Annotated in this window: 21 protein-coding genes; 5 read left to right on the top strand and 16 right to left on the bottom strand. The window is 63.1% G+C overall.

Annotation, left to right across the window (positions count from 1 at the left end; genetic code table 11):
* Nucleotides 1–12 precede the first annotated feature (12 nt).
* The 6 genes from BLR92_RS18150 to hutI form a co-directional block, all read right to left on the bottom strand.
* The gene (locus BLR92_RS18150; RefSeq protein ID WP_089730694.1) at nt 13–678 is read right to left on the bottom strand and encodes an ABC transporter permease; all 666 of its coding nucleotides are present in this window, start codon (nt 676–678) and stop codon (nt 13–15) included.
* A gap of 307 nt (nt 679–985) precedes the next feature.
* Nucleotides 986–2,350, bottom strand: coding sequence for a Na+/H+ antiporter family protein (locus BLR92_RS18145; RefSeq protein ID WP_089730693.1), 1,365 nt, complete (start codon nt 2,348–2,350; stop codon nt 986–988).
* 77 nt (nt 2,351–2,427) lie between these two features.
* Nucleotides 2,428–3,960, bottom strand: a complete 1,533-nt coding sequence (hutH, locus tag BLR92_RS18140) for a histidine ammonia-lyase (RefSeq protein ID WP_089730692.1) — start codon at nt 3,958–3,960, stop codon at nt 2,428–2,430.
* Nucleotides 3,961–4,161: 201 nt separating this feature from the next.
* Entirely contained in the window at nt 4,162–5,838 is a 1,677-nt protein-coding gene (gene hutU / locus BLR92_RS18135; RefSeq protein WP_089730691.1) for a urocanate hydratase, read from the bottom strand.
* 16 nt (nt 5,839–5,854) lie between these two features.
* A complete protein-coding gene (hutG, locus tag BLR92_RS18130; protein WP_089730690.1) occupies nt 5,855–6,796 on the bottom strand; it encodes a formimidoylglutamase in 942 nt (313 codons plus the stop codon).
* Nucleotides 6,789–7,997, bottom strand: a complete 1,209-nt coding sequence (hutI, locus tag BLR92_RS18125; RefSeq protein ID WP_089730689.1) for an imidazolonepropionase — start codon at nt 7,995–7,997, stop codon at nt 6,789–6,791. The genes hutG and hutI overlap by 8 nt, the downstream gene beginning before the upstream one ends.
* A 269-nt stretch (nt 7,998–8,266) precedes the next feature.
* Between hutI and BLR92_RS18120 the strand changes: the two genes are divergently transcribed.
* Nucleotides 8,267–9,610, top strand: a complete 1,344-nt coding sequence (locus BLR92_RS18120; protein ID WP_089730688.1) for a YjiH family protein — start codon at nt 8,267–8,269, stop codon at nt 9,608–9,610.
* Between the two features lie 24 nt (nt 9,611–9,634).
* Here BLR92_RS18120 and hutC read toward each other — a convergent pair whose 3' ends face one another.
* The 4 genes from hutC to leuS are packed head-to-tail and all read right to left on the bottom strand — an operon-like array spanning nt 9,635 to nt 14,560.
* Entirely contained in the window at nt 9,635–10,345 is a 711-nt protein-coding gene (hutC, locus tag BLR92_RS18115) for a histidine utilization repressor (protein ID WP_089730687.1), read from the bottom strand.
* A gap of 20 nt (nt 10,346–10,365) precedes the next feature.
* The gene (gene holA, locus BLR92_RS18110; protein WP_089730686.1) at nt 10,366–11,424 is read right to left on the bottom strand and encodes a DNA polymerase III subunit delta; all 1,059 of its coding nucleotides are present in this window, start codon (nt 11,422–11,424) and stop codon (nt 10,366–10,368) included.
* The gene (locus BLR92_RS18105) at nt 11,421–11,918 is read right to left on the bottom strand and encodes an LPS-assembly lipoprotein LptE (protein ID WP_089730685.1); all 498 of its coding nucleotides are present in this window, start codon (nt 11,916–11,918) and stop codon (nt 11,421–11,423) included. The genes holA and BLR92_RS18105 overlap by 4 nt, the downstream gene beginning before the upstream one ends.
* 17 nt (nt 11,919–11,935) lie before the next feature.
* Nucleotides 11,936–14,560, bottom strand: coding sequence for a leucine--tRNA ligase (gene leuS / locus BLR92_RS18100; protein WP_089730684.1), 2,625 nt, complete (start codon nt 14,558–14,560; stop codon nt 11,936–11,938).
* Nucleotides 14,561–14,718: 158 nt separating this feature from the next.
* Here leuS and BLR92_RS18095 point away from each other — a divergent pair, with 158 nt between their 5' ends.
* Nucleotides 14,719–15,231 carry a zinc ribbon-containing protein gene (locus tag BLR92_RS18095; protein WP_089730683.1) on the top strand — a complete coding sequence of 171 codons (513 nt, stop codon included), beginning with the start codon at nt 14,719–14,721 and terminating at the stop codon, nt 15,229–15,231.
* Here BLR92_RS18095 and lnt read toward each other — a convergent pair.
* The 5 genes from lnt to miaB all read right to left on the bottom strand — a co-directional run bounded on the left by lnt (nt 15,224) and on the right by miaB (nt 20,705).
* The gene (lnt, locus tag BLR92_RS18090; protein WP_089730682.1) at nt 15,224–16,699 is read right to left on the bottom strand and encodes an apolipoprotein N-acyltransferase; all 1,476 of its coding nucleotides are present in this window, start codon (nt 16,697–16,699) and stop codon (nt 15,224–15,226) included. The genes BLR92_RS18095 and lnt overlap by 8 nt on opposite strands.
* A 65-nt stretch (nt 16,700–16,764) precedes the next feature.
* Nucleotides 16,765–17,646 (bottom strand): HlyC/CorC family transporter, encoded by an 882-nt coding sequence (locus BLR92_RS18085; RefSeq protein ID WP_089730681.1) that lies wholly within the window; start codon nt 17,644–17,646, stop codon nt 16,765–16,767.
* Nucleotides 17,643–18,185, bottom strand: a complete 543-nt coding sequence (gene ybeY, locus BLR92_RS18080; protein ID WP_245704265.1) for an rRNA maturation RNase YbeY — start codon at nt 18,183–18,185, stop codon at nt 17,643–17,645. Before ybeY ends, BLR92_RS18085 begins: the two co-directional genes overlap by 4 nt.
* Nucleotides 18,182–19,285: a PhoH family protein gene (locus BLR92_RS18075; protein WP_089730680.1), complete on the bottom strand. Its 1,104-nt coding sequence runs from the start codon at nt 19,283–19,285 to the stop codon at nt 18,182–18,184. Before BLR92_RS18075 ends, ybeY begins: the two co-directional genes overlap by 4 nt.
* A gap of 76 nt (nt 19,286–19,361) precedes the next feature.
* Nucleotides 19,362–20,705, bottom strand: a complete 1,344-nt coding sequence (gene miaB / locus BLR92_RS18070; RefSeq protein ID WP_089730679.1) for a tRNA (N6-isopentenyl adenosine(37)-C2)-methylthiotransferase MiaB — start codon at nt 20,703–20,705, stop codon at nt 19,362–19,364.
* A 242-nt stretch (nt 20,706–20,947) separates the two neighbouring features.
* On the opposite strand from miaB, the gene BLR92_RS18065 reads away from it, so the two are divergent.
* The 3 genes from BLR92_RS18065 to tmpT all read left to right on the top strand — a co-directional run bounded on the left by BLR92_RS18065 (nt 20,948) and on the right by tmpT (nt 22,820).
* Entirely contained in the window at nt 20,948–21,277 is a 330-nt protein-coding gene (locus tag BLR92_RS18065) for a DUF1820 family protein (RefSeq protein WP_089730678.1), read from the top strand.
* 212 nt (nt 21,278–21,489) lie between these two features.
* Entirely contained in the window at nt 21,490–22,116 is a 627-nt protein-coding gene (locus BLR92_RS18060) for a TIGR04211 family SH3 domain-containing protein (protein ID WP_089730677.1), read from the top strand.
* A 65-nt stretch (nt 22,117–22,181) separates the two neighbouring features.
* Nucleotides 22,182–22,820 (top strand): thiopurine S-methyltransferase, encoded by a 639-nt coding sequence (gene tmpT, locus BLR92_RS18055; RefSeq protein ID WP_089730676.1) that lies wholly within the window; start codon nt 22,182–22,184, stop codon nt 22,818–22,820.
* 100 nt (nt 22,821–22,920) lie between these two features.
* On the opposite strand, the gene BLR92_RS18050 is transcribed toward tmpT, so the two are convergent.
* Nucleotides 22,921–23,514 carry a YajG family lipoprotein gene (locus tag BLR92_RS18050; protein WP_175488848.1) on the bottom strand — a complete coding sequence of 198 codons (594 nt, stop codon included), beginning with the start codon at nt 23,512–23,514 and terminating at the stop codon, nt 22,921–22,923.
* Nucleotides 23,515–23,521: the final 7 nt, after the last annotated feature.

Here is a 23,521-nt window from a genome sequence, read left to right as displayed (position 1 = left end):
CGAAAAGCGCACTCAAGCGGCGGTAGCGTCGCGCTCCATACCTTTGGGCGTCAGGCGCTTCTGTAGCGCCAGCAGGGAATAATCGACGAAGATCGCCAGCAGGCTCACGGCAACGGCGCCGACGATCAATTGGCGTGGATCGGATTGGGAAATGCCGCGGCTGATGAACGTGCCCAGCCCACCGGCGCCGATGTAGGTGGCGATGGCCATCACACCGATGTTGAGCACCACGGCGGTACGCACGCCGGCCATGATCACCGGGACCGCCAGGGGAATCTCGACCATTCGCAGGCGTTGGCCGGAGCCCATGCCGACCCCGCGCGCGGCTTCGCGCAACGCCGGATTGACGTTGTTGATCGCGGTATAGGTATTGCGAATGATCGGCAATTGCGAATACAGCAGCACGGCGATCACCGCCGGCACATAGCCGATACCATGACCGAATACCGAGAGTAGCGGAATCATGATTCCGAACAGGGCAACCGAGGGAATCGTGACGATGATCGAAGCGATATACAGCACGGTCTTGGCCGCGCGCTCGTTCTGGGTGATGGCAATGCCGATGGGAACCCCGGTCAGCGTGGCGATGCCGACCGCTACGCCCACCAGGGCGATGTGTTCCACGGTTCGGTTGACCAGCAATTGCCAATTATCGAAAACGTACTGCAGCAGTTCCAATCGGCGTCTCCTTTTATTATGTGGTGGCGCCTGGCGCGAGGCTCGCTTTGTTCGGCGAGTGCCGAAGCACTGCCTACGATAAAGCGGGCGAAGCGTGAGGGTCACTCGTTGGGTGCGTCGCGTCAGAACAACGTTAGCTTAGCAGAGCTCCATATCTATTTGTTTTGGAAATGGATGACGATTTAAAATTGTGATTATTAATAACGCTGATGCGTGGCGTCGTTACCGCTCCGACGCCCTCGTTCGCGATGACGACAAGCGGCTGGAGCCTGAAACCCCACGCCGGTTGTGGTCATGCCGATAGCGTTCAAAGCGTCATTGCGGTGATCCAGCCGAAGGCGATCAGCGGAATATTGTAATGCAGGAACGTCGGAACGCAGGTCTCCCAGATATGATCGTGCTGGCCATCGGCATTCAGGCCCGCGGTCGGGCCAAGCGTCGAGTCGGAGGCTGGCGAGCCGGCGTCGCCCAGCGCGGCGGCGGTGCCGACCAGGGCGATGGTGGCCATCGGCGAGAAGCCGAAGTTGATCGCCAGCGGCACGTACAGCGAGGCGATGATCGGGATGGTCGAGAACGACGAACCGATGCCCATGGTGATGAACAGGCCCACCAGCAGCATGATCAGCGCAGCCAGGCCCCGGTTGTCGCCGATCACCTCGACCGAGCTTTGTACCAAGGTCTCGACCTCGCCGCTGGCCTGCATCACACCGGCGAAGCCCGAGGCGGCGATCATGATGAAGCCCACCAGCGCCAGCATGCGCATGCCTTCGGTGAAGATATCGTCCTGTTCGCGCCAGCGAAACACGCCGCTCACCGAGAGAATGGCGAAGCCGAGAATGCCGCCCAGTACCATGGAATCGAACGTCAACTGAGTGACCAGCGCCCCCAGAATGGCAATCACCAGTACGGCTTTCTGCCAGGGTGCTAGCCGGCTGGCGGTTTCGATCCTTGCCGCAACCTGAGCCTGGCGTTGGTCGCCGTGGGCCAGGTCGCGGTCCTGGTAGTCGCGGCGGCGGCGGTAGCTGAAAAGCACCGCAACGAGTAGGCCGATGGCCATTCCTGCGATGGGAACGATCATCGCCATCGGCACCATCGACGCTGTCACGTGCAGCCCCAGCGAGGCGCCGGCCTCGTTGAGGTTGGCCAGCAGGATCTCGTTGAGAAAGATCGCGCCGAAGCCGACCGGTAGCAGCATATAGGGCGCGGTGATACCGAAGGTGATGACGCAGGCCGCGGCGCGGCGGTCCATGCGCAGGTGATTCATCAGCTTGAGCAGCGGCGGTACCAGAATGGGAATGAAGGCGATATGCACGGGAATGATGTTCTGCGAACTCACCGCTGCGACGAGCAATATCCCCAATAAGGCGAAGTAGATGCCATTGCGGCGTGGATGGGCGCTATCCAGCCCCAGCCTGTCGATGGCCTTGGCGGAAAGCGACTCGGTGATCCCGGAGCGTGACAAGGCCACGGCAAAGGCGCCCAGCGTGGCATAGGCCAAGGCGATGGTGGCGCCGTTGCCGAGCCCGGCATTGAAGGCATCCATGATGGCGGAAACGCTCATGCCGCTGTACAGACCGCCCACCAGCGCGGCGACGATCAGCGCGAAGACCACGGAAACGCGGGCAAGACTCAAGGTGACCATCACGATAATGGCCAGGACGATAGCATTCATCGCTGTCCTTCGGTTTTACGGTTGACGATGGAACGGGACGACACTGTCCCGTGGCGCATGCACCACGGGACAAGAGGCTAGTTGCTGGGCAACAGTCCGGTGGGCAGTAGCTCGACCAGCGCGTGATGATGCAGCAATTCGCTCGCTGCATCGAGATCCGGGGCGAAAAAACGGTCCTTGTCGTAGTAGGGCACCTTGTCGCGCAAGGCCTGGCGGGCCTGTTCCAGCGCGTCGGTGGTGGTGAGTCCAGCCCGGAAGTCCAGCCCCTGGCAGGCGGCCAGCCATTCGATGGCGATGGTGCTGCGCACGTTGTCGGCCATTTCCCATAACCGTTTGCCGGCTGCCGGGGCCATCGAGACGTGGTCCTCCTGGTTGGCCGACGTCGGCAAGCTGTCGACGCTATGCGGATGCGCCAGCGCTTTGTTCTCGCTGGCCAGCGCCGCGGCGGTGACCTGGGCGATCATGAAGCCGGAATTGACGCCGCCTTTTTCGACCAGAAATGGCGGCAACTGCGACATGTTTTTGTCCATCATCAGCGAGATGCGCCGTTCGGTAAGCGAGCCGATCTCGGCGATGGCCAGGGCCAGGTTGTCGGCGGCCATGGCCACCGGTTCAGCGTGAAAATTGCCGCCCGAGAGAATGTCGCCATTGTCGGTGAACACCAGCGGGTTGTCGGAGACCGCGTTGGCCTCGACGGCCAGCACCTCGGCGGCCTGGCGGATCTGTGTCAGGCAGGCGCCCATTACCTGCGGTTGGCAGCGCAGCGAGTAGGGGTCCTGGACCTTGCCGCAATCCACATGCGAGTCACTCACCTCGCTACGCTCACCGAGCAGGTGGCGATAAGCTGCGGCGGCATCGATCTGGCCGCGCTGGCCGCGCACCTCATGAATGCGCGAGTCGAAGGGCGCGCGCGAACTCAGCGTCGCCTCGACGGTCAGCGCGCCGCACACGGTGGCGGCGGCGTACAGATCCTCGGCTTCGAACAACCCTTTCAGCGCATAAGCGGTGGAAACCTGGGTGCCGTTGAGCAGCGCCAGGCCCTCCTTGGGCGCCAACGCCAGTGGCTCGAGTCCGGCGATGGCCAGCGCCTCGCGAGCCGGCAACCACTCGCCGCGATAACGCGCCTGGCCTTCGCCGAGCAATATCACGCTCATGTGTGCCAACGGCGCCAGGTCGCCGGATGCGCCCACCGAGCCCTTGAGCGGGATGCGCGGGTAGACCTCGGCATTGACCAGCGCGATCAGCGCGTCGATGACCTCACGGCGAATGCCCGAGAAGCCGCGCGCCAGGCTGTTGATCTTGAGCACCATGATCAGCCGCACCAGGGCGTCGTCGATGGGCTTGCCGACGCCGGTGGCGTGCGACAGCACCAGCGAGCGTTGCAGGTCCTCGAGCTGGTCCTTCTCGATGCGGGTCTGGGCGAGCAGGCCGAAGCCTGTATTGATGCCGTAGACGGTGCGGTCTTCCGCGAGCACCTGATTGACGCAATCGACGGCGGCCCCGATGCCGGCGTTGGCGCTCTCGGGCAGTGTCACGTTCACGGGGGCCTCGAAAACCTGGCGACACTGCGCCAGGGTCATCTTTCCCGGTTGAATCTCGAGATGGGTCATACGGGGATTCCTTACGTCGCTGGGTCGGAGTTGCCGGGGCAAGGCTTCGCGAAGGCGCTGTGAACCCATCCCTGGGCGCTACCTTTGCTATCTGACCGCCATGGATGGCGGGAATGCCAGAATTGTATGGAGCTTTTTCTGGCCCTGGAAAAGGACCTTCGCTTCGACCTGCCTCGGCACTCCCTGTCTATGAAAGAGCTTTTATCGATCGAGCATCGGCAGATCGAGGCCATTCTCGCGGGCGCTTTGCTTGGCGATATCGTAACCGGCATCGGCGTGGCGCATCACCCCGCTGGCGGGGTCGTTGCGCAGCACGCGACCCAGTCGCGCATGGGCATCGTCCGTGCCGTCGGCGACGATCACCACGCCGGCATGCTGCGAGTAGCCCATGCCCACGCCGCCGCCGTGGTGCAGCGAGACCCAGGTCGCGCCGCCGGCGGTGTTGAGCAGGGCATTGAGCAGCGGCCAGTCGGAGACCGCATCGGAGCCGTCGAGCATCGACTCGGTCTCGCGGTTGGGGCTGGCCACCGAGCCGGAATCCAGATGATCGCGGCCGATTACTACCGGCGCCTTGAGCTCGCCGTTTCTGACCATCTCGTTGAACGCCTGGCCGAGGCGCGCGCGGTCCTTGAGACCGACCCAGCAGATCCGGGCGGGAAGCCCTTGGAAAGAGATTCTCTCCCGGGCCATGTCGAGCCAGTTGTGCAGGTGCGGGTCGTCGGGAATCAGTTCCTTGACCTTGGCGTCGGTCTTGTAGATGTCCTCTGGGTCGCCGGACAGCGCCGCCCAGCGGAACGGGCCGATGCCCTGGCAGAACAGCGGACGGATGTAGGCCGGCACGAAGCCGGGGAAGTCGAAGGCGTTGTCGATGCCTTCTTCCTGGGCCATCTGACGGATGTTGTTGCCGTAGTCGAAGGTCGGGACGCCCATCTTCTGGAAGTCGAGCATGGCCTGCACGTGCACCGCCATGGACTGCTTGGCGGCCTTGACCACCGCCTCAGGCTCGGACTTGCCGCGCGCGACGTAGTCGTCCCAGCCCCAGCCGGCGGGCAGGTAGCCGTGCAGCGGGTCGTGGGCGCTGGTCTGGTCGGTGACCATGTCCGGGCGCACACCGCGCTTGACCAGCTCGGGCAGTACGTCGGCGGCATTAGCGCACAGGCCGATGGAAACCGCCTGGCCCGCCTTGGTGTACTTCTCGATACGTGCCAGGGCGTCGTCGAGATCGTCGGCCTGCTCGTCGAGGTAGCGGGTGCGCAGGCGGAAGTCGATGCGCGATTGCTGGCACTCGATGTTCAGCGAGCAGGCGCCGGCGAGTGTAGCCGCCAGCGGCTGGGCGCCGCCCATGCCGCCGAGCCCGGCGGTGAGGATCCAGCGCCCTTTGAGCTTGCCGTCGTAGTGCTGGCGACCCGCCTCGACGAAGGTTTCGTAGGTGCCCTGGACGATGCCCTGGGAGCCGATGTAGATCCACGAGCCGGCGGTCATCTGGCCGTACATCATCAGGCCCTTGCGATCGAGCTCGTTGAAGTGCTCCCAGTTGGCCCAGGCCGGCACCAGGTTGGAGTTGGCGATCAGCACGCGCGGCGCGTCCTTGTGAGTCGGAAAAACCCCGACCGGCTTGCCGGATTGAATCAACAGCGATTCGTCGTCTTCGAGGCGCTTGAGGACCTCGACGATCTTGTCGAAGCATTCCCAGTCGCGCGCGGCGCGGCCGATGCCGCCGTAGACGACGAGTTCCTCGGGGCGCTCGGCGACATCCGGGTGCAGATTGTTCATCAGCATGCGCAGCGGCGCCTCGGTCAGCCAACTCTTGCAACTGAGCTGGGTGCCGGTGGGGGCGGCGATATTGCGAGACGGATCGTGACGCTTGTCATGAGTCATGGAACTGCTCTCTTTGTTAGCGATTCAGGGTTAGCAGGTGCACCAGTCGCGCGGCTACGCGGGCGGTGCGGCTGTCGATATCGTGTTGTGGGTTGAGCTCGGCGAGGTCGGCCAGCCTGAGCTTGCCGCTGTCGCGGATGGTTTCGATCAAGGGTTCGAGCAGCGCCAGCGGTACGCCGCGCGCGGCTGGCGCGCTGACGCCGGGGGCCTCATGCGCGGGCAGCACATCGAGGTCGACGGTCAGGTAAAGATGGTCGCAGCGGACGATAAAGCGCTCGACATCGCGGACGATGGCGTCGAGTTTGCGCACATCGAACTCCCGATCCTCTCGCACCAGCACACCGAGTGATTCGGCGCGCTGGAATAGGGCGCGGGTATTGCTCGCCCGACTCACGCCCAGGCAGGCGTAGCGAAACGGCCAGTCGCGTGCCTGGCACTCGTCGGCGATCTGCGCGAAGGGCGTGCCTGATGAGCGCACCCGAGCCGGATCGCGCAAGTCGAAATGCGCATCGAGATTGATGATGCCCAGGCGCGGCCGTTGCTCCTGGCGTTCGAGATGCCGCGCGATGCCCTGCCAGCTACCGAAAGCCACTTCGTGACCGCCACCCAGGACGATGGGAAAGTGGCCGGCGTCGAGCAGCGTGGCGACGCGTTCGGCGAGACGGCCTTGTGCGTCCTCCAGCGCATCGCCTTGGCAGGCGACGTCGCCGGCATCGAACGCCGCGCCGTCACGGTGCCAGGCCAGGCTGGCCAGTGCGCGACGAATCGCCAGCGGTCCGTCGGCGGCGCCTGGGCGGCCGTGGTTGCGCCTGATGCCGGCGTCCGAGGCGAAGCCGAGCAGGGCGGCTCCCGGCGGGCTGGTGTCGGTAAGCGGCTGGATACATTGATGCCAGCGCAGGCTATCCGGCTCGGGGTCGGTGCGCCCGGCCCAGACGCGCATATCGATACGCTCAGCCATGGGTGGGCTCTCCCTGAAAAACACGCTGACGCAGGCGTCCGGACTGCACGGCGTAGGCCAGTTCGGCGGGGCGCTGAATGTCCCACACGCACAGGTCGGCGTTGGCGCCTTCTTCGATGCACCCGAACCCGGTCTGGCCCAGGGCGCGGGCGGCGTTGGCGGTCATGCCGGCCAGCGCCTCGCGCGGTGTCAGGCGAAACAGCGTGCAAGCCAGATTGAGCATCAGTGTCGGCTGGAACAGCGGCGAGCTGCCGGGGTTGGCGTCGGTGGCCACTGCCATGGGCACGCCATGACGACGCAACGCCTCGATGGGTGGTCGTTGCGTTTCACGCAGGGTATGAAAGGCGCCGGGCAGGATCACCGCGACGCTGCCGGCATCGCGCAGGGCGATCACGCCTTGCTCGTCGAGATACTCGATATGATCCGCCGACAAGGCTCCGTGGCGTGCCGCCATGGCGCTGCCGCCGAGGTTGGAAAGCTGCTCGGCGTGGGCCTTGATCGGCAGGCCGTGTTTCTCGGCGGCCTGGAAGACGCGCTCGCACTGATCGACGGAGAAGGCGATGGTTTCGCAGAACACATCGACGGCATCGGCGAGCCCTTCGCTGGCCGCGGCGGGAATCATCTCGTCGCAGACCAGGGCGATATAGGCGTCGCTGTCGCCCTCGTACTCCGGCGGCAGGGCGTGCGCGCCGAGCAGGGTGGTGACTATTCGCACCGACAGCCGCTCGCCCAGACGTCGGGCGACGCGCAGCATTTTCAGTTCATCCTCGACGGTGAGACCGTAGCCGGACTTGATTTCCACCGTGGTCGCGCCGTCGTCGACCAGCGCTTGCAAACGCGGCAGGGCAGCGGCGAGTAGTTCGTCCTCGCTGGCGGCGCGCGTCGCGTGCACGGTACTCAGGATGCCGCCGCCGGCCTTGGCGATCTCGGCATAGCTGGCACCTTCGAGGCGCTTTTCGAACTCATCGGCGCGGTTGCCGCCGAACACCAGATGGGTGTGGCAATCGATCAGCCCGGGTGTCATTACTCCGCCGCGCCCCGCATCGCGTATGCCCTGGCCGAGCGATTCGTCGAATTCGCGCATCGGGCATAGCGTGTCGATGCGCGAGCCTCGGGTGATCACCGCCATCGGTTCGGGCAGCTCATGCAGGCCATCGAACACGGTCATGTCGCGCCATAGCAGACGCTTCGTATCTGACATGAGGTTCTCCTGAGTCGGGTATCGATGTGTATTGTATATACAAATAGGAAAGCTCACTATCGACGTCAAGTCAATGTCTGTCGAGTCTCAGAAATGAATGCATGTAGAAGTCTGTTAGCCTCTCATCACGGTGGTTTCAGCGAATTTGCCTAATCGGCTTTCTCGTCTTAGACATTGGTCGTATATGGTCGTCGACAGGATGGACGTGGCAGGATGTTGAATTATATTGTATATACAAATCGTACAACGACAATCACGAGGTTTTCTGCATGCCACACCACGACGAGACGCTTGACAGGTCCCACGATTCGCAGCGTCGCCACTCTCTGCGAACCGTATTGCGGCTGTTCGTGCCCAGCCTGCTGGGTATCCTGATCTTCTTTGTGCCGCTGACTCTGGCCGGACGCACTACCATACCGCTCGATCACATGGTCAGCGGGGCGCGCGTCCTGTTGGGGGCGGCGGATGGCTGGTACGCGTTGCTATTGATCGTTGCCGGCGCGCTATATCCGCTGCTGACCGGGCGCTGGAAACGCAGCGTGACCGAAAAGGTCTTCACCGTGCTCAAGCTACTGGGGGTCATTGCGGCGGTGATGGCGCTGACCGGTTGGGGGCCGGCGGTATTGCATACACCGGACATGCTGCCGTTCCTGTTCGAGAAGCTGGTGATTCCGGTGGGGCTGATCGTGCCGATCGGCGCGGTATTTCTGGCGCTGCTGATCGGCTATGGCCTGCTGGAGGTGTGCGGCGTGCTGCTGCAGCCGGTCATGCGGCCGATCTGGCGCACACCGGGCAAATCGGCGATCGATGCCGTGGCCTCGTTCGTCGGCAGTTACTCGATTGGCCTGCTGATCACCAACCGCGTCTATCAGGCCGGGCAATATTCGGCGCGCGAGGCGGCGATCATCGCCACCGGCTTCTCCACGGTGTCGGCGACCTTCATGATCATCGTCGCCAAGACGCTGGACCTGATGGCGGTGTGGAATCTGTATTTCTGGCTGACATTGCTGATTACCTTCGTGGTGACCGCGATCACCGTGCGTCTGCCGCCGCTGACCCGGCTGGATAACGAAAAGCATTACGACGAACCCGAGGTGCCTCGTGGGCAACGCCTGGTCAGCGCCTGGCGGACCGGGCTCGATGCGGCCGAGCAGGCGCCAAGTCTTGCGCGCAACGTGGCGCTGAACGTCAAGGAAGGGCTGCTGATGGCGATCAGCATTCTGCCGTCGATCATGTCGGTGGGGTTGATCGGCCTGCTGCTAGCCAAGTACACGCCGCTGTTCGAGTGGCTGGGGCTGGTGTTCTACCCGATCACCGCGCTATGGGGGGTGGACGATGCCATGGCGTTGGCTCAGGCGGCGTCGGCCGGGCTCGCCGAGATGTTCCTGCCGGCACTGCTGATGACCGAGGCCGATTTCGTGGCGCGCTTCGCGGCGGCTGTCGTTTCGGTCTCATCAATACTGTTCTTCTCGGCGTCGATTCCGTGCATCCTATCGACCACGATTCCGCTGTCGGTGGGGCGCATCGTGGTGGTGTGGTTTTTGCGCACGGCGCTGAGTCTGCTGCTGGCGGTGCCGGCGGGCTATCTGGTGCAGGCGCTGGTCGGCGCTTGAACGGGCTGCGATTGAAAGAGGTGGCTAGCCGCGCCGATGCATGGCGGAGCGTAGCTTGTAGCGATCGCCGGGGTGGGTCAGGCGGGCGTAGCTGATCAGATGCTCGCCCGACCAGGTGCGGCGAATCATGCTCAGGCAGGGCGTTGCGGTGGTGATTTCCAGCCAATCGGCGGTCTGGTCGTCGACCAGTACCGCCTCTACCACATGCTCCATGTCGGAAATCGGGCAGGCGGCGACCAGCACCTCGTTGGGGGTATGGCGCGAGAAGTCGTTGTCCAGGTAATCGGGCACCCAGCGTGGATTGACGAAGCGGTTCTCGAGCTGGATCGGTATCCCGTCTTCCCGGTGAATCATCAGGGTATGGAACACCGCCGTGCCGAGGCGCACGCCCAGGCGCAGGGCGACCTCGTCGTCGGCCTCGATCGATTCGCAGCGCAGTATGTCGTTGCGATAACCATGCCCGCGGCTGCGGACTTCCTCGGCGATGTTGTGAATCTCAAGCAGCGACGACTCGGCTTTCAGGTCGGTGACGAAGGTACCCAGCCCCGGCTGGCGAGTCAGATAGCCTTCGTGGACCAGGTCGCGAATCGCCTTGTTGGCGGTCATGCGGCTGACATCGAACTGGCGGGCGAGTTGTTCTTCCGGCGGAATCTGGTGGTGCGTCGGGTACTCGCCGGAGCGGATTCGCTCGAGCAGGTACTGCTTGATCTGCAGATAGCGCGGGGCTCGGGTCACTGGCACGTCCTTAGACCTGATCAGGCGATGCGATAGGCATGGGGTAACTCGGCCAGCAACCCGCGACCACCGGCCAGCGTCAGCGCCAAGTCGTTCAGGGCGTCCCATACCGGCAGGTCGATGGCGCCCTTGATGGCGAGGTCGATGCGCTGCGAGAACAGCAACAACTTATGCAGACGCCGATGCGGCAGCCGGCTAAGTGCTTGCTGGTAATCGGGGCGGCGTTTGTCGAAGATCATCGGCCGTTGGGCCTTGCAGGCATGCTCGAGGCTCTGGCCCTGATCGAGATGCTGGCGCAGCGAAAGCAGGGTGCGTAGCTCGCGGGTCAATGCCCAGAGTATCACCGGTGCTTCCACGCCCTCGCCGTGCAATCCGTCAACGATACGCACGCTGCGTTCGCGCTCGCCGCGCAGGCAGGCATCGGTGAGCGTGAAGACGTCGTAACGGGCGCTATTCTCGACGCCGCTGGCGATGGCATCGGTGTTGAGCCGGGTACCGGACGGCAGGATCAGCGCGAGCTTCTGCAACTCCTGATCGGCGGCAAGCAGGTTGCCCTCGGTGCGCTCGCCGAGCAGTCGCGCGGCGTCCATGTCGAGTTGCAGGCCGTGGCGGGTGGCGCGATCACGCATCCAGAATCCCAGGCGCTGGTGATCGACCGGCCACACCGGCACGAACAGGCCGAGCTTGTCGAGCGCCTTGAACCATTTGCTCTGTTGCTGTTTGCGATCCAGGCGAGAGGCCGAGATCAGCAGCACGTCGTCGCTACTCTTGGCCTGCTCGGCGTAGGCATCGAGCGCCTTGCCGCCTTCCTGGCCGGGTGACTGATCGTTCAGGCGCAATTCAATCAACTTACGCGTGGCGAACAGCGACAGGCTGGCGGCGGACTCGGTGAGCCGCCCCCATTGGAAATTACCCTCGACGTGCAGGATTTCACGCTCCTCGATACCTTGAGCGCGTGCCGCGCCGCGCACGGCGTCGCAAGCCTCCATATGGATCAACGGTTCGTCACCGGCGACGATGATCACCGGCGGCAAACGTTTGCCGATGGCATCGGCGAGTTTGTCAGGAAAGACCTTCATGGCGTATCGAGCGAGCGCAGCCGACTCAATAGCTGGCGGGCGGCCTCGCGGCGCAGATCCTCGAGCGCCTGCTCGCGCAAGTCGCCAAGCACCAGCAGGTCATCGTCATTGGCCAGGTAGGTGGTGACCACTTCGATGCGCTGCTGGTCGAGGAGATATGCGCCATCGCGGGTGCGTTGCACCGAGAAGGGCGCGGTCAGGCGCAGCTCGATCTCCTGGGTGCCAGTGTCGCCAGCGGTCAGGGTGTATTCCTGAATGTTCTCGGGGCCGAGGTTCACGCGCAGTGGCGCATCGTCGACCAGCATGACATCGGCGTTGGCCAACTCACGACGTACGCTATCGGTCAGCTCGCCAATCGGCGCCGTAAGCGTCAGCCTGTCGAAGCCGAGTGGCTCACCCTGGCCGCGCAGATGAAAACCACAACCGGCCAGGCCGCCCATGGCGACACCGGTGGCTATCACGCCCAGCGATTTGAGGAAAGTGCGACGCTTCACGGGCAACTCCTTGTGTCTCAATTGGCGACGATATTGACCAACTTCCCTGGCACCACGATGACCTTGCGCAAGGTCTTGCCGTCGATATGCCGCTGCACGTTCTCGTTGGCCAGCGCCTGGGCCTCGAGGGTGTCCTTGGCGGCGTCGGTTGCCGCTGCGATGCGCGCACGCAACTTGCCGTTGACCTGCACTACCAATTCGACCGTTTCCTTGAACATGGCGGCTTCGTCGACCTGGGGCCAGGGTGCGTCGATGGCCGGTTCGGTATGGCCGAGTTCCGCCCACAACGCATGGCAGGCGTGGGGAGTGATCGGTGCCAACAGCAGCACGCAGGCTTCCAATGCCTCGCGCACCACGGCCAGATCTTGTGGTGTGGCCTCGTCGCTGGCGTTATGAAAGCGCGTGATGGCGTTGGTCAGCTCCATGACCGCGGCGATGGCGGTATTGAAGGTGGTGCGCCGACCGATATCGTCGCTGGCCTTGCCGACCGTTTCGTGGGTCTTGCGACGCAGCGCCTTGTGCTCGGCGTTCAATGCGCTGACGTCCAGTGCGCTCGGCGTGCCGGTGGCGCTTTCGCTAGCGAGGTGATCGGCGACGAGTTTCCATAGCCGCTTCATGAAGCGATGCGCGCCTTCGACGCCGCTATCCGACCACTCCAGCGATTGCTCGGGCGGTGCGGCGAACATCATGAACAGGCGCACGGTGTCGGCGCCGAAGCGGTCGATCATCGCCTGCGGATCGACACCGTTGTTCTTCGACTTGGACATCTTCTCGATGCCGCCCATCGCAACCGGTTGGCCGTCGCTGGCGAGAACGGCACTCAGCGGCCGGCCCTTTTCGTCGCGCTTGACCTCGACATCGGCGGGGTTGAACCAGTCCTTGGCACCGTTTTCGGCCTCGCGATAAAACGTTTCGGCGATGACCATGCCCTGAGTCAGCAGGCGCTTGAAGGGCTCGTCGCTGTCGATCAGGCCGAAATCGCGCATCAACTTGTGGAAGAAGCGCGCATAGAGCAGGTGCAGGATGGCATGTTCGATGCCGCCGATATACAGATCCACCGGCAGCCAGTAGTCGGCGCGTTCATCGAGCATCGCCGCATGGTTGTCGGCGCAGGCGAAGCGCGCGTAATACCACGACGACTCCATGAAGGTGTCGAAGGTGTCGGTCTCGCGGGTCCAGCCGTCGCCGAGGTCGAAGAACGACGGCATCTTCTTGAGCGGCGAACCGCTGGCATCGACCTCGACTTCCATCGGCAGGGCGACCGGCAGTTCGTCGTCGGAGAGCGGCACGGTCTGGCCCTCGGGGCCGTACTTGACCGGGATCGGCGCGCCCCAGTAGCGCTGGCGTGCCACGCCCCAGTCGCGCAGGCGGAAGTGTGTCTTGATCTCGCCGTGGCCCTGGGCCTCGAGCTTGTCGGCAATCGCCTGGAAGGCGGCGTCGAAGTCGAGCCCGTCGAACTCGCCGGAATTGATAAGCCGGCCGTATTCGGCATAGGCCCCGCTCGACAGATCGGGCGCTTCGCCGGCTTCGTTGGCGATCACCGGCTCGATCGGCAGGTCGTATTTGCTGGCGAACTCCCAGTCGCGCTGATCGTGCGCGGGCACCGCCATGACCGCGCCGGTGCCGTACTCCATCAGCACGAAGTTGGCGACGAAGATTGGTATCTTACGCCCGGACAGCGGATGCACGGCCTTGAAGCCGGTATCCATGCCGCGCTTCTCCATGGTCGCGAGATCGGCCTCGGAGGTGCCGCCCCTGGCGCATTCCTGAATGAATTCGGCGAGCTCGGGGTTGTCGGTCGCGGCCGCCTTGGCCAGCGGATGGCCAGCGGCCACGGCGACGTAAGTCACGCCCATCAAGGTGTCGGGGCGGGTGGTGTAGACACGCAGCGCCTGGTTTTCAGTGGCGCCATCACGGGCAGCGGCGTTATCGAAAGTGACGTCGAAAGCCAGTTCGACGCCCCTGGACTTGCCGATCCAGTTGCGCTGCATGGTCTTGACCTGCTCCGGCCACTCGACCTTGTCGAGATCGGCCAGCAACTCATCGGCGTAGTCGGTGATCTTGAGGAACCACAGCGGGATTTCCTTGCGCTCGACCAGCGCGCCGGAGCGCCAGCCGCGACCGTCGATGACCTGCTCGTTGGCCAGCACGGTATTGTCCACCGGGTCCCAGTTGACGGTGGACATCTTCTTGTAGACCAGCCCCTTGTCGACCAGCTTGGCGAAGAACCATTGCTCCCAGCGGTAATACTCCACGTCGCAGGTGGCGAATTCACGGTTCCAGTCGTAGGCGAAGCCCAGCGCCTTCAACTGTTGGCGCATGTAGTCGATGTTCTGGTAGGTCCAGGCGCCCGGCGGCACGCGATTCTTGATCGCGGCGTTCTCGGCGGGCATGCCGAAGGCGTCCCAACCCATCGGTTGCAGTACGTTCTTGCCCTGCATGCGCTGAAAGCGGCTGATCACGTCACCGATGGTGTAATTGCGCACATGCCCCATGTGCAGTTTGCCGCTGGGGTAGGGAAACATCGACAGGCAATAGAATTTCTCGCGACTGGCGTCTTCCATGGCCTTGAAGCACTGGTTCTCGTTCCAGAACCGTTGGGCGGCCTGTTCGGTGGCGTGGGGCTTGTACTGTGTGTCCATCGTTGCGTGGGGCACCTTGCGTTGGGCTATATTTCCGTCGACCCCAAGGATACCCTAGACGGGTTCCAGCAGGTAGGGGCACCCGGCGTAGGGCGCCCGCAGGGCCGGCCGGGCTAGGTATGGGCTAACATCGCTGGGATCATCAAAAGGAGAGCGCCATGAGTGAACGCCAGCAGCAGGAACATCGGTTGCGCGCGGCCTACGAGCGGGTGTTGTCGCGGATGAAGGATGGCGCCGAGGAGTTGTCGTGGGAGAACCTGCAGAAGGATCTCGACGAGGCGGTGGAGTTCGAGGCTGAATTCGAGGAATTTACCCGCGACGAAATGGCGCTGTTGCGGGCCTGGGTCGAGCGCGACCTGAAGGATTTGCGGCGTTATCTGGCCGCCGGAGGCAATGGCGTCGCCAGTTGGCTGGGCATCGATCTTGACGTGTTGTCACGCAAGGTCACCGATGCGCTGTTTTCGATCGCCGATCGCAGCGTGATCGAGCGCGAGCAGTTCGAAGACGACCTAGAAGCGGCGCGTGCCGACTATGTCGAGGGCGAGATCGCCGCCCCGGGGCGCATGGCTTGCGTGCATTGCGCCGCCGAGGTGGTGCTCGAGAGCGTGACGCGCATCGAACCTTGTCATCAATGCGGCCATCGCTACTTTGAACGTACCCGAGCTAGATGACGCGACGCTGTCGACGGTTGAACGATAGCCCCGGCAGCAACAGCACAGTGGCGAGCAGCCAGGTCGGCCAACTGCCGGTTTGGGTAAACGGCGTGAGGCCCTGCATGGCGTGAATGTCGCCAGTGATGCTGGCGGTCTCGAAGCGTGGCGCACGCGCGACGACCTCGCCATGGGGGTCGATGATCGCGGTGACGCCATTGCTGGTCGCGCGCAGCACGTAACGGCCGTTTTCCAGCGCGCGCAGGCGCGCCATCTGCAAGTGTTGCAGCGGACCGATGGAGTCGCCGAACCAGGTGTCGTTGGAGACGGTGAGCAACACATCCGAGTTCTCGGCGCGTTCTGCCACCAGGTCGGCATAAATGATTTCGTAGCAGATCGCGCTGCCGATGCGCAGCCCGGCGGCACGAATCGGCGCCTGGTCGGCGTCGCCCGCCGAGAAGTCCGACATCGGCAGGTCGAAGAAGGCGATGATGCCGCGCAGCAGGCTCTCCAGCGGCATGTACTCGCCGAACGGAACCAGATGTTCCTTGCGGTATTCGCCACTTATCCCGCCGACACCGATGATCGCGTTGTAATAGCGTCCGGCAGCGTCACGCTGGACGATACCGGTAAGCAGGGCGGTGTCCGGCGCCAGTGTCGCCTGGATGCGTTCGAGCAGCGGCTCGGCCTGGCGCTGAAACATCGGCAGCGCGGTTTCCGGCCAGACGATCAGGTCGACGTCGTCGCCCTGATCGCGTGTCAAGCGGGCGTAGGTGTTGGCGGCGTTACGCTGCCCTTGGGCGGTCCACTTGGTCAATTGTGGCAGGTTGCCCTGTAACAGGGCGACGCGGGTCGTCGTCTCGCTGGGTGTCGTCCACTGGGTGGGCAGTGCCAATGGTGCCAGCCATAACACGGCGATAACGGCAGCGGCCCACCAGCGGCGGCGCAGAAACTCCACGCCCAGCGTGCCGGTCAGCGCGGTTACCAGAGTGAGAAGATAAACGCCGCCGACGGGGGCCAGCGGCGCCAGTGGCGAGTCGACGTGCGCGCTGCCCAGCAGCAACCAGGGAAAGCCGGTAAACAGGTAGGTACGCAGTACCTCGATGAGTACCCAGGCGCCAGCGAACGTCAGGAAAGCCAGTCGCGGCCCCGTGAAGCGGCGGTAGAGCCAGAAGGGCACGGCGTAGAACAACGCCAGGGTGACCGCGAACAGCGCGGTGAGAAATACCGCCAGTGGCACGCCGGTATAGCCGTAATCGTGGATCGATACGTAGATCCACGAGGTGCCGGTGGCGAACAGCGCAACGCCATAACACCAGCCACGCATCGCCGCCTGGCCGGGCGTCAGATCGTGCAAACTGATATACATCAGCCCGACCGCGACCGGCCCCAGCCACCATAGCTCGAAGGGAGAAAAGGTCAGGGTGGTCAAAGCGCCGGCGATCAGCGCGGCCAGATAACCCATCCAGGGGCGGTAGGAAGTCGGCATGTCGGGGCACTCCTTGTCGAGACGTGCCCCTTATACCAGAGCCCTCACACGAAAACGAATGAAGCTCAGTCGCTTTCCTTGTCGGTGGCGACTTCGCTCAGGCGCTCCGCCTGCAGCAGACGGATGCGACGATTGTCGGCACCCAACACGGTGAAACGCCAGCCGCCCAGGTCGGCGTGTTCGCCGCGCCGTGGCAGGTGGCCGAAACGCTGCATCACCAATCCGCCGACGGTATCGAACTCCTCGTCGGAGAAGCGGGTATCAAACGCCTCGTTGAAATCGTCGATCGGCGTCAGGGCACGAATGGCGAAGGTGCCGTCGCCCTGATCGCGAATATCGTCGTCCTCATCGGTATCGTGCTCATCCTCGATGTCGCCGACGATCTGCTCGAGAATGTCCTCGATGGTGACGATCCCCGCAGTGCCGCCATACTCATCGACGACCACCGCCATGTGATTGTGAGTCTCGCGAAACTCCTTGAGCAGACTGTTGAGGCGCTTGGATTCGGGAATGAACATTGCCGGACGAATGACATCGCGCAGATCGACGGTGCGGCGCTCGCCTTCGTTGGCCTGGAGCAGCGGAAGCAGGTCCTTGACCAGCAGCAGGCCCTGAACTTCATCGAGGTTTTCGCCGACCACCGGGTAACGCGAGTGGCCGGTTTCGAAGATCACCGGCAGGTAATCCTCGGGGCGCTGATCGATGGAGATGGCGGTGACCTGGGAGCGCGGAATCATCACCTCGCGGGTCTGTTGATCACTGATCTGGAAGGCGCCCTCGATGATGGCTAACGCATCGGGGTCGAGATGTAGCCGGCCGGCTTCTTCGCGCAGAAAGACCAACAGCTCGTCACGTGAGTTGAATTCATCGGAATCGCTGGAAAAGGCGTTGAAAAACTTATCGAGCCAGGACTTGTTGCCCTGGCTGCTCGATCGGTCTTCGCTCATGCGTCTGGTCTCGTTTCCTCGTTGTCAAGCGCGCTCTGGGAAGGCGCGTAGGGGTCTGAAATACCGGTAGCGGCAAGAATCTCGCGCTCGAGTCGCTCCATTTCTTCGGCTTCGCCGTCTTCTATATGATCGTAGCCCAGTAAATGCAATGTGCCATGTACGATCATGTGGGCATAGTGATCGGCTACGGATTTGCCTTGCTCGGCGGCTTCGCGCACGACGACGCCGTGACAAATCACCAGATCGCCGAGCAACGCCAAGTCCACGCCGGGTGGGGGCTCGAAAGGGAAGGACAGCACATTGGTTGGCGCGTCCTTGCCGCGATAGTCGCGATTCAGCGCGCGGCTCTCGTCGTCGTCGACCAGTCGGATGGTCAACTCGTCGCGTGACTCGTCGGCGTGGCGAGCGAGCGTTTCGGCGACCCAATGGGTCAACTCGGCTGCTGTGGGTAACGCGTCTTGATGGTTGTCCTGGCTGTTGTTCTGATAAGAGCCGAGCGCGATTTGCAGATCGACCACCGGTTGCATGTCGCGGGTCATGCCGGTGGAGCCTGCTCGCCATTGCCACCCTGCGCGCGCTGGGCACTGTCGGCGCGGTCCTGACGCTCGTCGCGCCGGGCCTGCTCGCGGGCCTCCTTGCGCGCCCGGTCCTGGGCCTCCTGCTCAGCCTCGAACAGGTCGTAGGCTTCGATGATGCGTTGCACCAGCGGGTGGCGGACCACATCCTTGGCAGCGAAGTGCGTCACGCCAATGCCCGAGGTATCCCTGAGCACGTCGAGCACCTGAATCAGGCCCGAACTCTGGCCGCGCGGCAGATCGACCTGGGTGACATCGCCGGTGATGATCGCGGTGGAGCCAAAGCCGATGCGCGTCAGAAACATCTTCATCTGCTCGCGGGTGGTGTTCTGGCTCTCGTCGAGAATGATGAAGGCGTTGTTCAGCGTACGCCCGCGCATGTAGGCCAGCGGGGCGATTTCGATCACCTGGCGTTCGATCAGCTTGCCGACCTGTTCGAAGCCGATCATTTCGTAAAGCGCGTCGTAGAGTGGACGCAGGTAGGGGTCGATCTTCTGTGCCAGATCGCCGGGCAGGAAACCGAGCTTTTCGCCGGCCTCGACCGCCGGACGCACCAGCAGAATACGCCGCACCTCCTGTTGGTTGAGCGCTTCCACTGCGGCGGCGACGGCCAGGTAGGTCTTGCCGGTGCCGGCCGGGCCGATACCGAAGTTGATATCGTGCTTGCGGATGCTTGCAACATAGCCCTGCTGATTGAGGCCGCGCGGCTTGATCAGCGTGCGTGGCGTGCGAATCAGTATTTCGCCGTCGTCGTGGCCTTCATCTTCTTCGAGCGCTTCGGTGCCGGATTCCTGCAGGAACAGATGCACGGTATCGGGCTCCAGGTCACTGCTCTCGGTCTCACGATAAAGGTGCTCGATGATGTTGGCCGCCACCTTGACGCGCGTGCTGGGGCCGGCGAGCTGAAAGGTATTGCCGCGATTGCGCAACGTGACGCCGAGGCGTGATTCGACCAGCTTGAGATGCTCGTCCTGCTGGCCACACAGATTGGCCAGGCGCATGGGGTCGTTGGGTTCGAGGGTCAAGGTGAGGATGCGGTGTGCCTGAGAACTGTTTTGGCTCAAGACAAGGGGCCCGTCGTTGCGATGAGAATGGAGTCAGCTTACTGCCCCGGTACGGGCCGGGGCAATGACTGAAAATCTAATGCAGCTCGGCTGGGAGCAACTCGCCGCGTAGCGAGTTCGGTAGCGCTTCGCTGATTTCGACGTCGATGAATTGGCCGATCAGCTCGGTGGGGTTGGGCGCACGGAAGTTGACCACACGGTTATTTTCGGTGCGTCCCGAGAGCTGCCCTGGGTCCTTGGGCGCGAAGCCGGTCACCAGAATGCGCTGGGTAGTGCCGACCATGCGCCGGCTGATCCGGGCGGTATTCTGGATGATGCGCTCCTGCAGAATCGCCAGGCGCTGCTTCTTGACCGCTTCCGGCGTTTCGTCGTCAAGTTGCGCGGCCGGGGTGCCGGGGCGCGACGAGTAGACGAAGCTGAACGAATGATCGAAGCCGATGCGGTGAATGAGGTCCATGGTCGCCTCGAAATCGGCCTCGGTCTCACCGGGGAAGCCGATGATGAAATCCGACGAGAAGCTGATGTCCGGACGCAGGGCGCGAATGCGCTCGAGTTTAGCAACGTATTCCTCGACGCCGTGGCCGCGCTTCATCGCCGACAATATGCGATCGGAGCCGGACTGCACCGGCAAGTGCAGGTGGCTGACCAGCTCGGGAATCTCGCCGTAGGCTTCGATCAGGCTGTCGGAAAACTCCACCGGATGCGAGGTGGTGAAACGGATGCGGTCGATGCCGTCGATGGCCGCCACGCAAGCGATCAGCTCGGCCAGGTCGATCTCGTCGCCCAGTTCGTTCTCGCCACGATAGGCATTGACGTTCTGGCCCAGCAGATTGACCTCGCGCACGCCCTGATCGGCAAGGTGAATGACTTCGTCCATGACCGACTCGAAGGGCCGCGAGACTTCCTCGCCGCGGGTATATGGCACCACGCAGAAGGTGCAGTACTTGGAGCAGCCTTCCATGATCGAGACGAAGGCAGTGGCGCCGTCGGAGCTTGGCTTGGGCAGATGATCGAACTTCTCGATCTCGGGGAAGGTGACATCGACGACTGAAATCTGGCCGGCGCGGCGCGAGTCGAGCATCGAGGGGACGCGGTGTAGCGTCTGCGGGCCGAAGACCATGTCGACGTAGGGCGCGCGCTTGCGCAGATTTTCACCTTCCTGGCTGGCCACGCAGCCACCGACGCCGATCACCAGATCGGGATTGTTCGCCTTGAGTTTCTTCCAGCGTCCCAATTGGTGAAAGACCTTCTCTTGGGCCTTCTCACGAATCGAGCAGGTGTTGAGCAGCACGACATCGGCTTCCCGCTCGTCGTCGGTCAGCTCCATTGCATGCGTCTCGCCGAGCATGTCCGCCATGCGCGCGGAGTCATACTCGTTCATCTGGCAGCCGTGGGTCTTGATGAAGAGCTTCTTCGCCATAGAGTGCCGTCGCTGCGTCAGGCGCGCGACTTTTCCATTGTTGGTGAGTCAGGGGATGAATGCGTGGCCGAAGCGGCCAATATGAAATCCGATGACGAATTATACGTATCCGACGGGCAGCTTGGCCAGTCCGTGATCCAGCTCATGACATAGCGGCCTTCGAAGCCGGGGCGTCTGTGATATTCTTGGCGCCTCGATCGGCGCCCCGCGCCTGAAGTCTCATTTTGTCCGATGGGAGCAGTATGGCATCCAAGCCTATCTACCGGGTGGTGTTCCACAATCAGGGTGAAATCTGGGAACTCTACGCCCGTGACATATTTCAAAGCGATCTGTGGGGATTCATCGAAGTCGAAACCTTCGTCTTCGAGGATGCCTCGAAACTGGTCGTCGACCCATCCAGCGAGAAGCTCCGGCGAACCTTCGACGGCGTCAATCGCAGCTATATACCCTTGAATGCCATCGTGCGCATCGACGAGGTCGAACGCGAGGGTACGCCGCGTGCCACCAAGGCCGAGGGCAAGGTAACGGCGTTTCCGCGGCCGATGAGCCTGCCGCCCAGAGACGACGGCTGAATGGTCAAAAATTAATCGAATCGACGCCTCGCCAGGCCGCTCGCCGTCTCCGATGACCTGGCAGGGTTTTTCCCAAGGTTTATCCACAGAAAGTGTGGATGAGTGCCGGCATGTGACAACTATTCCGATAATCGCCGGTCGTGGACGCAGGGAACATTGCGTGGAGGAGTACCTCCTTGGAGCCACCCGACAGACACAAAGACGACAGAAAAATGCGTAAGATCAAAAAATTGACATTGGGGCTCGCGCTGAGCCTCGGGTTGGGCAGCGGCGCTATCGTCGCTCACGCCCAACAGGGCGACTCTCATTGGGTGTCCGACGACCTGTCCACCTTCGTCCGCAGCGGTCCGACCGATGGTTATCGAATCGTCGGTACGCTGAATGCCGGCGAGCCGGTCACGGTGCTCGAAACCAGTGGCGACTATACCCAGATCAGGGCCGAAAGCGGCGATGTGGTATGGATTCAAAGCGACAAGCTGCAAACCGAGCCCAGCCTCGATGAGCGCTTCCCCGAGCTCAAGAACAAGGTAGGCGCCCTGAGCAATGAGCTCAGCGACATCAATGAGTCATGGGAGGCGCGTGTCGCGGCGATGACCGAGACGCTGAGCGTGCGTCAGGCGCGCATCGCCGAGTTGGAGCAGCGCAACGCCCAACTCGATAGCCAGTTCACGCAGACCCAACAGGCCGTTCGTGAACTCCAGGCGCGCCTGAGCACCCAGGAGCAGGATCTGTTGATGCGTTATTTCATGTACGGCGGTGGCGTGGCTGGCGCGGGTCTGGTCATCGGCTTGCTGGTGCCGCATCTGCCCAAGCGTCGCAAGCGCGACCGCTGGTTCTAGGAAAAGCCGCTGCGCTCGCTGGCCTTTCTTTGGTTGGGAGAATATTTCGTTCGCGGGAGAAGTCGATGGCTAATGAGTGGTTGGAGCGTTGGCGTGAAGGGCGCATCGGTTTTCATCGCGAAACCGTGCATCCGGCGCTGCTGCGCCATTGGCCGGCGTTGGACGTGGCGGCGGGCGGCAAGGTGCTGGTGCCGTTGTGCGGCAAGAGTCTCGACATGCGCTGGCTGGTCGAGCAGGGCCATCCGGTGTTGGGCATCGAGCTGTCGAGCGAGGCCATCGAGCAGTTCGTCAGTGAGGGCGCGGGTGAGGTTTCGCGCTATCGCCAGGGGCATTTCGATGTCTGTCGCCAGGCCAGCATCGAGCTGTGGTGTGGCGACTTCTTCCATTTTCATATCGATCAGGCGCATGAGATTGGGGTGTTCTACGATCGCGCGGCGCTGATCGCCTTGCCGCCTGCCGCGCGCCAACGCTATGCCTTTCACATGGCGCAGTTGTTGCTCCCGGGGGCGCGTGGTCTATTGATCAGCCTGACCCATGGCAGCGGCCCCGATAAAGGCCCGCCGTATTCGGTGGACCATGCCGAGGTTCAGCGGCTGCTGTCGCCCAATTTCGAGCTGACGCTGCTCGAGGAGCGCCCGCCTGATGAGCGTCGCTGGCGTGAAAGCGTCTGGTCGTTGGTGCGCCGGGGGCCGGGGCGCGAATAGAACTGCGCCGAGGGCCGGGGCGGGCATGAGGCGTCGTGGGAAATGGTAGGCTCGATCCGCCACGAACCCCGCGATGGGGCCATGGCGGATAGCGCTGTTGTCAGCGTGCGAGTAGATTGCCGATTTGTGGATCGCTGAAGGTGCGATTCAGAACGTCGCTGAGCAACTCGGAAACCATCTTGGTGTTCTTCTCGGCATCGGGTGTGAGCGCGTAGCTCTGTGTGCGCTTGGAGGTATATTTGCCGGTGTAGATCGTATTCTGGTTTTCGACCACGGCGCGCATGCGGGCGATCAAGAACGCCTCGTCGAGTATCAACTGGGCGTCGGATTCCTGGTAGTCGAGCTGGGTCAGCGTCAGCGTCAGGCTGGGCCGACCTTGGGCGGATTGCGTGGTCGGCGAGAAGCCCATCCGCGTGAGCGCCGCTTCGGCCTGGGCCTGCAACTGTGGAATCAGCGTGTGGGCCTCGACGGTAATGGTCGAGGTCGACATCTCCACGCCATCGCGCGTACCCAGCACATCCGACTCGCGACCATCGACGACATTGACCGTCACGCTCTGGCCATTGCCGACCCGTGGCACGTTCTGGGTGAGCTCGGGCGAAACCTGAAGATATTGCGGGTTCTGACAGCCGGCGAGTATCAGTAGCGCGCCCATCAGCCAGCCAACGCGTGCCGCCACCCTCGAAATACGCATGCCCTTC

Source organism: Modicisalibacter muralis, assembly GCF_900102945.1.
GTDB classification, from domain to species: Bacteria; Pseudomonadota; Gammaproteobacteria; order Pseudomonadales; family Halomonadaceae; genus Modicisalibacter; species Modicisalibacter muralis.
Note: the sequence above shows the minus strand (reverse complement) of the source record. Positions and strands in the feature narration are given on the sequence as shown.